Source organism: Acidimicrobiales bacterium, assembly GCA_036399815.1.
Taxonomy (GTDB): domain Bacteria; phylum Actinomycetota; class Acidimicrobiia; order Acidimicrobiales; family DASWMK01; genus DASWMK01.
Window position 1 is genome coordinate 1 of sequence record DASWMK010000039.1, and the last position, 10,577, is coordinate 10,577.

The 10,577-nt window shown below is 74.9% G+C and carries 14 protein-coding genes; 5 read left to right on the forward strand and 9 right to left on the reverse strand.

Annotation, left to right across the window (positions count from 1 at the left end; genetic code table 11):
- On the forward strand, positions 1-378 hold a 378-nt coding region (locus tag VGB14_02400), incomplete at its 5' end, for a hypothetical protein (protein ID HEX9991757.1).
- Here the strand turns inward: VGB14_02400 and VGB14_02405 are convergent.
- Genes VGB14_02405 through VGB14_02415 form a run of 3 tightly spaced genes read right to left on the reverse strand, consistent with a single transcriptional unit; the run spans position 347 to position 2,204 of the window.
- The gene (locus tag VGB14_02405) at positions 347-961 is read right to left on the reverse strand and encodes a VTT domain-containing protein (GenBank protein ID HEX9991758.1); all 615 of its coding nucleotides are present in this window, start codon (positions 959-961) and stop codon (positions 347-349) included. The two genes, VGB14_02400 and VGB14_02405, sit on opposite strands and share 32 nt — an antisense overlap.
- Before the next feature lie 9 nt (positions 962-970).
- Positions 971-1,768: a hypothetical protein gene (locus VGB14_02410; GenBank protein ID HEX9991759.1), complete on the reverse strand. Its 798-nt coding sequence runs from the start codon at positions 1,766-1,768 to the stop codon at positions 971-973.
- Complete coding sequence (locus VGB14_02415; protein ID HEX9991760.1) at positions 1,755-2,204, reverse strand: RDD family protein; 450 nt, start codon at positions 2,202-2,204, stop codon at positions 1,755-1,757. The genes VGB14_02410 and VGB14_02415 overlap by 14 nt, the downstream gene beginning before the upstream one ends.
- Here VGB14_02415 and VGB14_02420 point away from each other — a divergent pair.
- The 3 genes from VGB14_02420 (at position 2,198) to VGB14_02430 (ending at position 3,738) form a co-directional block, all read left to right on the forward strand.
- Positions 2,198-2,425 (forward strand): hypothetical protein, encoded by a 228-nt coding sequence (locus tag VGB14_02420; GenBank protein HEX9991761.1) that lies wholly within the window; start codon positions 2,198-2,200, stop codon positions 2,423-2,425. The two genes, VGB14_02415 and VGB14_02420, sit on opposite strands and share 7 nt — an antisense overlap.
- Positions 2,426-2,488: 63 nt before the next feature.
- Positions 2,489-2,890, forward strand: coding sequence for an SCP2 sterol-binding domain-containing protein (locus tag VGB14_02425; protein HEX9991762.1), 402 nt, complete (start codon positions 2,489-2,491; stop codon positions 2,888-2,890).
- Between the two features lie 11 nt (positions 2,891-2,901).
- Positions 2,902-3,738 (forward strand): DNA-formamidopyrimidine glycosylase family protein, encoded by an 837-nt coding sequence (locus VGB14_02430; protein HEX9991763.1) that lies wholly within the window; start codon positions 2,902-2,904, stop codon positions 3,736-3,738.
- A 6-nt stretch (positions 3,739-3,744) separates the two neighbouring features.
- Here the strand turns inward: VGB14_02430 and VGB14_02435 are convergent, their stop codons facing one another.
- The 6 genes from VGB14_02435 to purN form a co-directional block, all read right to left on the reverse strand.
- Positions 3,745-4,743: a malate dehydrogenase gene (locus VGB14_02435; protein ID HEX9991764.1), complete on the reverse strand. Its 999-nt coding sequence runs from the start codon at positions 4,741-4,743 to the stop codon at positions 3,745-3,747.
- Positions 4,744-4,891: 148 nt separating this feature from the next.
- A complete protein-coding gene (icd, locus tag VGB14_02440) occupies positions 4,892-6,088 on the reverse strand; it encodes an NADP-dependent isocitrate dehydrogenase (GenBank protein HEX9991765.1) in 1,197 nt (398 codons plus the stop codon).
- Between the two features lie 20 nt (positions 6,089-6,108).
- Positions 6,109-6,978 carry a methylenetetrahydrofolate reductase gene (locus tag VGB14_02445; GenBank protein ID HEX9991766.1) on the reverse strand — a complete coding sequence of 290 codons (870 nt, stop codon included), beginning with the start codon at positions 6,976-6,978 and terminating at the stop codon, positions 6,109-6,111.
- Between the two features lie 10 nt (positions 6,979-6,988).
- Positions 6,989-7,870 carry a tetrahydrofolate dehydrogenase/cyclohydrolase catalytic domain-containing protein gene (locus VGB14_02450; protein ID HEX9991767.1) on the reverse strand — a complete coding sequence of 294 codons (882 nt, stop codon included), beginning with the start codon at positions 7,868-7,870 and terminating at the stop codon, positions 6,989-6,991.
- 1 nt (position 7,871) lies between these two features.
- On the reverse strand, positions 7,872-9,386 hold the full coding sequence (gene purH, locus VGB14_02455; GenBank protein ID HEX9991768.1) for a bifunctional phosphoribosylaminoimidazolecarboxamide formyltransferase/IMP cyclohydrolase: 1,515 nt from the start codon (positions 9,384-9,386) through the stop codon (positions 7,872-7,874).
- Complete coding sequence (gene purN, locus VGB14_02460) at positions 9,383-9,946, reverse strand: phosphoribosylglycinamide formyltransferase (GenBank protein HEX9991769.1); 564 nt, start codon at positions 9,944-9,946, stop codon at positions 9,383-9,385. Before purN ends, purH begins: the two co-directional genes overlap by 4 nt.
- 105 nt (positions 9,947-10,051) lie before the next feature.
- Here purN and VGB14_02465 point away from each other — a divergent pair, with 105 nt between their 5' ends.
- Positions 10,052-10,528, forward strand: a complete 477-nt coding sequence (locus VGB14_02465) for a hypothetical protein (GenBank protein HEX9991770.1) — start codon at positions 10,052-10,054, stop codon at positions 10,526-10,528.
- Positions 10,529-10,577: the final 49 nt, after the last annotated feature.

Consider the following 10,577-nt stretch of genomic DNA (forward strand, 5'->3'; position numbering starts at 1 on the left):
GTGCCCTACGCCCGCGGCGTGCCGTGGGCGTCGTTCCTCGGCGACGCCGTGCCGGGGACGTCCTTCGTCGCCCGCGACCTGCTCGGCCGGCCGGTGACGGCGGCCGGCGTGCACCGGTCCCCGGCCGGCGGCCCGCTCCTCGCGCCCACCGCCGTCCGCCACGGCACCCGCCGCCCCGACGCGACCGCCGTCCTCGCCGCCGTCGTCGTGCGGTCGCTCGCCGCCGCGGCCGCCGCCGGCACCGCCGAGGTCGACTGGGAGTGCGACGACACGATGCCCGAGCTGTGGGCCGTCCTCGGCTCCCTCGGCGCCGAGCCGGCCCGCACCGTGCGGGCCTGGCTGTCGGCTACCGGCGAGCCGTCTCCCGCCGCTTCCTGATCACCTCGACGGCCATCGGGGCCACCGAGACGAGGATGATCAGGGCGATGATCGGGAGCAGGTAGCGGTCGATGTCGGGGATCGTCTCGCCCAGCAGGTAGCCGAGCGTGGTCACGCCCACCGACCACAGCAGGCCGCCGAGCACGTTGAAGGTCACGAACGTCCGGTAGTGCATGCGCCCGGCGCCGGCCACGATCGGGGCGAACGTCCGCACGATCGGCACGAAGCGGGCGAGGACGATCGTCTTCGAGCCGTGCTCCTCGAAGTACGACTGGGCCCGCTCCAGGTTCTCCCGCTTGAACAGGCGGCTCTCGGGCCGGCGGAACAGCGCCGGGCCGGCCCGGCGCCCGAACACGTAGCCGACCTGGTCGCCGGCGACCGCGGCGGCGAAGCAGCCGACGAGGACGATCGGCAGGTTCAGCCGCCCCTGGGACGCCAGCAGGCCGGCCGTGAACAGCAGCGAGTCGCCGGGGAGGAAGAACCCGAACAGCAGGCCGGACTCGGCGAAGACGATGGCGAACAGGCCGAGCGTGCCGAACGCCTCGATCAGTTGGTCGGGGCTCAGCGACAGGGCGGCCAGCACCGGAGCAGCCTAGGCGGGCCGGTTCCACTCGACCCAGCCGGCCCCCCGACGCCCGGCGGCGTCGAGGCGGCACAGCGCCCGGCCCAGGCGGGACGGGCCGCCGCCGGCGACGGGCACGAGGACGGGGGCGAGGGCGACGGGCTCGACGGCGACCGGCAGCCCGTCCACGACGACCGTCGCCGGCCCGCCGGCGCCCTCGACCGCCGGCGCCGTCGCCCACAGGCTGGTCCCGTCGTCGAGGCGGCCGGCGAGGGACGACCAGGCGAGCGACCACCGGTCGCCGCCCCAGGTGTGGGACCGCCAGCCGCCGGCGTCGACGGCCAGCCGCTCGTCGCCGACGATCACCTCGCCGGTCACCCGGCAGGCCAGCGCGTAGCCGTCGGCGACGGGCCGGACCTCGCCCTCGGTCTCCCACTCGAGGTCGACGCCGAACGGCACCCGGTCCCCCCAGGCCCGGCCCCAGGCGTCGAGCGGGTCGTCGAGGGCGACGGCGAACGCCTCGGCGCCGAGCGTCCAGTGGTCGAACGGCGTCTCGCACACGTGGTCGGCCCACAGGCCCTCGGCCCGGACCTCGAGCGACCGGCCGGCCGGCGGCCGCACCTCGTGGTCGACGACCGTCACCAGCGGCCGCCCGGCGCCGGCCACGCACGCCCAGTAGCGGGCGACGCCCTCGCCCGGCCGCAGCGCCAGGCGGACCGAGCCGCCCACCGAGGCGTCGGCCGCCGCCCAGTCGAAGGCCCACGCCTCCTCCCAGCCGGCGCCGGCGCCCGCGCCGGGCGGGTGGCGCCCCTCGTCAGCCCGGTCCACGGTCCCGGTCGTCCACGACGGTGGTGCCGGCCAGCCGGTCGTGCAGCCGGGTGACGGCGACGACGACGGCCACCACCCAGCCGAACGACGGGATCCCGAGCGCGCCGAACAGCACGACCCAGCGGGCGAAGGAGCGCATCGGGCCGGGCGGGGCGCCGTCGGGGCCCACGACGCGCAGCCCGAGGACGGCCTTGCCGAGCGTGGCGCCCCACACGGCGACGGGCACGACCTCGGTGACGGCCGAGGCGGCCAGCAGGGCGGTCAGCCCGGCCGCCTCGGAGCGACCGCCGCCGCCGAGCAGCCGGCCCTCGACCTCGACGAGGAGGACGGCGACCAGCCAGGCCAGGGTCACGAGGTCCACGACCCTCGCCCCGACCCGGAGGCCGATCCGCGCCGGCCGGCTCAGGGCCGGTATGAGCCCGCCGGGCGGTGGCAGGGCTGTCGGTCATGCAGATCGACAAGGACACGATCCTCGCCTTCCTGCGGGAGCGGGGGGAGGGCGACAAGGCCGACGAGGCGGACCGGGAGCTGCCCGACCGGGTCGACACCGACGAGCACCAGGGCCTCCTCGAGCGCCTCGGCCTGGACCCGGCCGAGCTGGTCGGCCGCCTCGGCGGGCTCGGCAAGGGCCTCGGGGGCCTGCTCGGCGGCGGCTGACCGCCGGCCCCGTCGGGGCCCCTGGGTCGCCTCGGGCACGGCCGGCGATCGTAACCTTGCCCGGTGGCCGAGTACCTGAGCGACGCCTGGATCGAGGACCTCGGCGCCGCCGTGGCCGCCGACGAGGGGCTGCGGCGGGCGGCTCGGGGCGTGCGGGCCACCGTCCAGCAGGTCGTGGTCGGCGGGCCGGGCGGCGACGTCGCCTGGCACGTGGTGATCGACGACGGCACCGTCGCCGTCCGCCCCGGCGCCGCCGACCACCCGGACGTCACGTTCGAGGAGGACTACGACGCGGCCCGGCGGGTGACCGCCGGCGAGCTGTCGCCCCAGGCGGCGTTCATGACCGGACGCCTCCGGGTCCGGGGCGACCTGCCGCTGCTCGTCCGCCACCAGCCGGCCTTCGCCGCGCTCGCCCTCGCGGCGGGCGCCGTCCGGGCGCGCACCACGTTCGCGGCGTCGCCCTAGCCTCGGGGTCGATGCCCGAGCTGCCCGAGCTCCAGGCCCACGCCGAGCGCCTCGACGCCGCCTTCGCCGAGGCCACCCTCGAGCGGTTCACGGCGCTGTCGATCACCGCGCTGAAGACGTTCTCGCCGCCTCCCGAGGCGGCCGCCGGCCACGCCCTCGTGTTCGTCGGGCGCCGGGGCAAGTACCTGCTGCTCGACTTCGGCGTCGCCACCTTCGTCGTCCACCTCATGCAGGGCGGCCGGCTCAAGCCCGATCCGAAGCAGGCCGCCCGCCCGAGGGGCGCGCTGGCCCGATGGCGGTTCGCCGACGGCCGGGCCCTGCTGCTCACCGAGGCCGGCACGGAGAAGCGGGCCGGCGTGTGGGTGGTCGACGGCGACCCGGAGGCCCAGGAGCCGCTCGCCGGCCTCGGCCCGGAGGCCGACCTCCTGACCGGGCCCGAGCTCCACGCCCTGTTCGCCGCCCACCCCATGCGCCTGCACGGGCTCCTGCGCGACCAGCGCATCGTCGCCGGGCTCGGGCGCCGGCTGGCCAACGAGGTGTGCCACCGCGCCCGGCTGTCGCCGTTCGCCAACACGGCCAAGCTCGACCTGGTCGACGCCGAGCGGGTGGCCGAGGCCGTCCGCGTCGCCGTCGCGGAGAGCCTCGCCTACGAGCGGGGCCGGGACGACATGAGCTCGTCGCCCGACCGGCCCGGCAACGTCCACCACCGCACCGGCGACGCCTGCCCGGTGTGCGGCGACGCCGTCCGGGCCGTGGAGTACCGCTCCTACACGGTGAACTACTGCCCGACCTGCCAGACCGGCGGCCGGGTGCTGGCCGACAACACGACCAGCAAGTTCCTGAAGTAGCGCCGGTCAGCCGAGGAGGCCGAGCTCCTCGACGGCGGCCCGCTCCTCGAACAGCTCGTTCACGCTGGCGTCGATGCGGCCCCTCGAGAACTCGTCGACGTCGAGGCCCTGGACGATCTCCCAGCGCCCGTCCCGGCACCGCACCGGGAACGACGACACGACGCCCTCGGCCACCCCGTAGGAGCCGTCGCTCGGCACGGCCATGCTCACCCAGTCGTCGCCCGGCGTGCCCTGCACCCAGTCGCGGACGTGGTCGATGGCGGCCGACGCCGCCGACGCCGCGCTCGACGCGCCCCTCGCCTCGATGATCGCCGCGCCCCGCTGCTGGACGGTGGGGATGAACTCGCCCTCGAGCCAGGCCTGGTCCGAACCGGCGGCCTCGAACCCGCTGCGCCCGCCGACCTCGGCGTGGAACACGTCCGGGTACTGGGTCGCCGAGTGGTTGCCCCAGATCGTCATGCGCCGCACGTCGGCCACGGCGACGCCGGCCTTCGCGGCGAGCTGGCCCTTGGCCCGGTTGTGGTCGAGGCGGGTCATGGCCGTGAACCGCTCGGCCGGGACGTTCGGCGCGTTCGACAGCGCGATCAGGCAGTTCGTGTTGGCCGGGTTGCCGACCACGAGCACGCGGACGCCGTCGGCCGCGTGGTCCGAGAGGGCCTTGCCCTGGGCCGTGAAGATGGCGCCGTTGGCCTCGAGCAGGTCCTTGCGCTCCATGCCCTTGGTCCGGGGCCGGGACCCGACGAGCAGGGCGACGTCGACCCCGTCGAAGGCCCGCGCCGGGTCGTCGGTCTGGACCACGTCCGCCAGCAGCGGGAAGGCGCAGTCCTGGAGCTCCATCCCCACGCCCCGCAGGGCGTCGAGCGCCGGCGTGATCTCGAGCAGCTGCAGCACGACCGGCTGGTCGGGGCCGAGCATCGCCCCGCTGGCGATGCGGAACACGAGGCTGTAGCCGATCTGGCCGGCCGCCCCGGTCACGGCGACCCGGACGGGCTCGTTGGTAGTCACGGCGGCGACCTTAGCGGCGGCCCCGACGCGGACGGACCGCCCGTACGGGCGGTCCGTCGGATCCGTCGGTGCGCCGGGTCGGCACGCACCGGCCCACCTCGGCGGCGGTCCTCTACCCGGGCGCGCCGGACCTAGCCGTCGAGCTCCGTCAGAGCCGGTCGACCATCGCGCTCGCGAACTCGGAGGTCTTCACCTGGGTGGCGCCCTCCATCAGGCGGGCGAAGTCGTAGGTGACGATCTTCTCGGCGATGGTGGCCTCGAGCGCCCGCACGATGTCGTCGGCCACGTCCTGCCAGCCGAGGTGCTCGAACATGAGCACGCCCGACAGGATCACCGAGCCCGGGTTCACCTTGTCCTGCCCCGCGTACTTCGGCGCCGTGCCGTGGGTGGCCTCGAACACGCCGTGCCCGGTGACGTAGTTGATGTTGCCGCCGGGGGCGATGCCGATGCCGCCGACCTGGGCGGCCAGCGCGTCGCTCAGGTAGTCGCCGTTCAGGTTCATCGTGGCGATGACGTCGAAGTCGTCGGGGCGGGTGAGCACCTGCTGGAGGGTGATGTCGGCGATGGCGTCCTTCACGAGGATGCGGTCGCCGGGGTCGCCGCCGCAGTCGTCCCAGCCGACGGCGACGTCGGAGAACTCCTCCCTCGTGAGCTCGTAGCCCCAGTTCCGGAAGGCGCCCTCGGTGAACTTCTGGATGTTGCCCTTGTGGACCAGGGTGACGCTGCGCCGGCCCCGCTCGACGGCGTACTGCAGCGCGGCGCGGATCAGGCGCTTCGACCCGGTGACCGAGATGGGCTTGATGCCGATGCCCGAGTCCTGGCGGATCTCCCAGCCGAACTCGTCGCGCAGGTACTCGATGAGCTTCTTGACCTCCGGCGTGCCCTCCTGGAGCTCCATGCCGGCGTAGACGTCCTCGGTGTTCTCCCGGAAGATGACCATGTCGACCTTCTCGGGGTGGCGCACCGGCGACGGCACGCCCTCGAACCACCGGACGGGCCGCAGGCACACGTAGAGGTCGAGGATCTGGCGGAGGGCGACGTTCAGGCTGCGGATGCCGCCGCCGACCGGCGTGGTGAGCGGCCCCTTGATGCCGATCAGGTGCTCGCGGAAGGCGTCGACGGTCGCCTGGGGGAGCCAGTCGCCGGTGTTGTCGTAGGCCTTCTGACCGGCGAGGACCTCCTTCCAGGCGATGCGGCGCCCGTGCCTGGCGGCGGCCGCGTCGAACACGGTCTGGGCCGCGGGCCAGATGTCGACCCCGGTGCCGTCGCCCTCGATGTACGGGATGATGGGCTCGTCGGGGACGCGAAGGGTGCCGTCCTCGCCCATGGTGATCCTCTCGGCCATGGGCGGAGCCTAGCGATGCGTCAGGAGGGCACGACCGGGGCGAGGCCGAGGTTCCGGTAGATCTCCCTCGTCGCCGTGCTGCGGTTGAGCGTGTAGAAGTGCAGCCCGGGCACGCCCTCCTCGAGCAGCCGCTGGCAGAGCTCGGTCGCCATCTCCACGCCGGCCCTGCGCACGTCGTCGGGGTCGTCGCCGACGGCTTCCAGCCGCTCGACGACCTCGGGCGGCACGGCGGCGCCGGACAGCTCGGCCATGCGGCTGACCGAGCGCAGGTTGGTGACGGGCATGATCCCCGGGATCACCGGCTTGTCGATGCCGTGGGCGACGAGGTCGTCGACGAGGCAGCAGTAGTCCTCGGCCCGGAAGAAGAACTGGGTGATGGCGAAGTCGGCCTCGCGCAGCTTGACGGCCAGGTGCTGGCGGTCGCTGTGCCGGTCGGGCGAGCGAGGGTGGCACTCGGGGTGGGCGGCCACGCCGATCGAGAACCCGCCGATGGCCTTGGCCAGCTCCACCAGCTCGAGCGCGTGGCGCAGCTCGCCCTCGGGCGCCTCCGGGTCGGTCGGCGGGTCGCCGCCCAGCGCGAGCAGGTTCTCGACCCCGCCCTTGCGCAGCTCGACGAGGATCTCGGCCAGCTCCAGGCGGCTGTGGGCCACGCAGATGAGGTGGGCCATCGGCGTGAGGGTCGTCGTCTTCAGCATCCCGACGACGAGGTCGTGGGTGCGCCGGCGCGACTCGCGCCCGCCCCGGTAGGTGACCGAGACGAACGACGGCTCCAGCGGCTCCAGGTCCCGCAGGGTCCGCACGAGCGCGGCCTGCTCGGCCTCGTTCTTCGGCGGGAAGAACTCGAACGAGAACGTCTGCCCCTTCGCCAGGAGGTCGCAGATCTTCGTCACCGTCGCGAGGCTACGCCCCGGACCGGGCGACGGCGGTCGCCGCCGCCCGCTCGGCCGCCTCCACGGTGTTGCGCAGCAGCATGGCCACGGTGGTCGGCCCGACGCCGCCGAGGCGGGGCGTCACCCACGACGCCACCTCGGCCACCCCCTCGTCCACGTCGGACAGCAGCTTCCTGCCCTCCCAGGTGATCCCGCCGCCGACCACGACCGCGCCGGGGGTGACCATGTCGGCGGTGAGGAAGCCGGCCCGGCCGACGGCGACGACCACAACGTCGGCCCGCCGGGTGTGCGCGGCGATGTCCCGGACGCCGCTGTGCACGACCGTCACCGCCGCGTCGGCCTGCGGGTCCTTCAGGGTCAGCAGCAGGGCCAGCGGGCGGCCGAGGGTCGGGCCCCGGCCGACGACGACCACGTCCCGGCCGGCGACCTCGACGCCGTAGTGGTGGAGCATGGCCAGGATCCCCGCCGGCGTGCACGGGCGGGGACCGGGCTCCTGGAGCACGAGCCGGCCGAGGTTGACGGGGTGCAGGCCGTCCGCGTCCTTGGCCGGGTCCATGGCGGCCAGCGCGGCGTTGAAGTCGTAGCCGGGCGGCAGCGGGTGCTGGATCAGGTAGCCGTCGACGGCGGGGTCGGCGTTCAGCCGCTCGACGGCGTCGAGCAGCGCCGCCTGCCCGGCGTCGGCCGGCAGCACGACGTTCACCGACTCGACGCCGACGGTCGCGCTCGTCTCGTGCTTGCGGCGCACGTAGCCGGCGCTGGCCGGGTCGTCGCCGACGAGGATGGTGCCGAGCCCCACCGAGCGGCCCTGGTCCCGGAGGGCGGCCACCCTGGCCCGCACGTCCTCCAGGACGGCCTCGGCCACCGGGGCCCCGGCGAGAAGCTGGGCGGTCACGTCAGTGGAGGAAGTGGCGCTCGCCGGTGAACACCATGGCGATCCCCAGGCGGTCGGCGGCCGCGACCACGTCGTCGTCCCGCATGGCCCCGCCCGGCTGGACGACGACGGCCACGCCGGCCTCGGCCGCCGCCTCGACCCCGTCGGGGAAGGGGTAGAAGGCGTCGCTGGCGCAGGCCCCGCCGGCGGCCCGCCCGGCGGCCTTGCCGGCGGCGATCTGCCCGGCCTCGACCCGGTTCTGCTGCCCGGCGCCGATGCCGACGGCCATGCCGCCGCGCACGAGCACGATGGCGTTGGAGCGCACGTGGCCGACGAGGCGCCAGGCCAGCTCGGCGTCGGCCCACTGCTCCTCGGTGGGCGCCACCTTGGTGACCACCCGCCACTCGCCCCGGCCGGCGTCCCAGCGGTGGGGCTCCTGCACCAGCCAGCCGCCGCTCACCTGGCGCAGCTCGAGGTCGATCGGGTCGGGAGGCGGCGCCTCCAGCACCCTGGTGTTCTTCCGCCGGCCCCGCAGCGCGTCGACCACCCCGTCCTCGTAGCCGGGGGCGATGACCACGTCGGCCTGGGCGGCGGCGACCATGCGCTCGGCCGTCGCCCCGTCGACCACCCGGCTGAGGGCGACGATCCCGCCGAACGCCGACCGCTCGTCGCCCTCGTAGGCCCGCTGGTAGGCGGTGGCGAGGTCGCCGGCGACGGCCGCGCCGCACGGGTTGGCATGCTTGACCACGACGGCGGCGGCCCGCCCGTCGCGGGCCAGGTCGTGCACCACCCGCCAGGCCGCGTCGGCGTCGTAGAGGTTGAGGTACGACAAGGCCAGCCCGCTGTGCTGGACGACCCCGTCCCACCACGTCTCGCTGCCGACCGGCCGGTAGCGGGCGCCTCGCTGGTGGGGGTTCTCGCCGTAACGCAGCTCCTCGACCCGCTCGAGGGCGAGGTGCACGGTGGGCGGCAGCACGTCCCCCTCCTCCGCGGCCGAGTCGAACCAGCCGACGATCGCCGCGTCGTAGGCGGCCGTGTGGGCGAACGCCGCCCTGGCCAGCCGGCGGCGGGTGGCGGCCGACAGCGCTCCCGCCTCGCGCAGCTCGTCGAGCACCGGCCCGTAGTCCTCCGGCCGCACGACCACGCCGACGCCGTCGAAGTTCTTCGCCGCGGCCCGCACCATGGTCGGCCCGCCGACGTCGATCAGCTCGACCGACGGGTCGCTGCGGAACGGGTAGAGGTTGCAGACGACGAGGTCGATGGGCGCGATGCCCCGCGCCGCCAGGTCGTGCAGGTGCTCGGGCCTGGACCGGTCGGCGAGGATGCCGCCGTGGATCGCCGGGTGGAGGGTCTTCACCCGGCCGCCGAGCATCTCCGGCGCCCCCGTCACCTCGGCCACCTCGGTCACCGGCACGCCCGCGTCCCGCAGCGCCGCCGCCGTGCCGCCGCTCGACACCAGCTCCCAGCCCAGCTCGGCGAGGCCCCTCGCCAGGTCGACCAGCCCGGTCTTGTCCCAGACCGACAGCAGCGCCCTCACCCGGGCAGCCCTCCCTCGACGACGGCCCTGATCGTCGCCGGGTAGAGGCGGCGCTCGGCGTCCTTGATCCGCTCGTGCAGGGTGTCCTCCGTGTCGTCGGGGAGGACGGGGACGGCGGCCTGGGCGAGGATGGGCCCGGCGTCGACCTCGACCGTGGCGACGTGGATCGTGCAGCCGGTGACCTTCACCCCGTGGGCCAGCGCGTCCCGCACGGCGTGCCAGCCGGGGAACGACGGCAGCAGCGCCGGGTGGGTGTTGAGGATGCGGCCGGGGAAGGCCTCGTGGACCGGCCGGCCGAGGATCGTGCCGAACCCGGCCATGGCGACGAGCTCGACGTCGTAGGACTGGAGGACGCCGGCGACCTCGGCGCTGTAGGCCTCGCGGTCGAAGCCCTCGTCGAAGCGGCGGCGCTCGACGAGCACGGCGTCCACGCCGTGGGACTCGGCCACCTTCAGCGCCCGGCAGGGGCGGTCGGCGACCACGACGGCGACCGGGAGCCGCTCCTCGAGGATGGCGTCGAGGATCGTGCCGCTGCCCGACACCAGCACCCCGATCCGCACCGGCGGGACGCTACCAGCGCCGCCGGCGCGGCGATCCGCTCCGGGCGACCCCCGGTGGGTTACCGTTCCGCCGCCAGCACCGACTCACCCCCCCGGGAGGCGGGAGTGGACCTGAACAAGCTCACCACCGCAGACAAGGTGATCGCCGCCAGCGGCATCGCCCTGTTCATCTTCTCCTTCTTCCCCTGGTTCGGCTTCGACTTCGACACCGGGTTCGGCAGCGCCTCGTACTCCGAGTCGGCGTGGGACGACTTCCTCCCGATCATCGCCCTGCTGCTCGCCATCGCCCTCGTGGTGCTGCTCGTGCTCGTGAAGTTCTCGAACGTGCGGCTCCCCCAGCTCCCCGTCTCGCTGAACCAGATCTTCCTCATCGGCGGCATCGTCGTGTTCGCGCTGCTGCTGCTGAAGCTGATCATCGGCGGCGAGGAGCAGGGCATCGACCTCGACCGCCGCATCGGCGTGTTCCTCGGGGTGCTGGCCGGCGCGGGCATGGCCGTCGGCGGCTGGCTGAAGAGCCAGGAGCCGGCCGAGGCCGGCAACGTGGGCCCCGGCCCCGGCACCACCCCGCCCACCCCCTTCTGACCCTCACCAGGGCCGACGCACGCTGGCGCGCGGGCGACCGCGCGCCAGC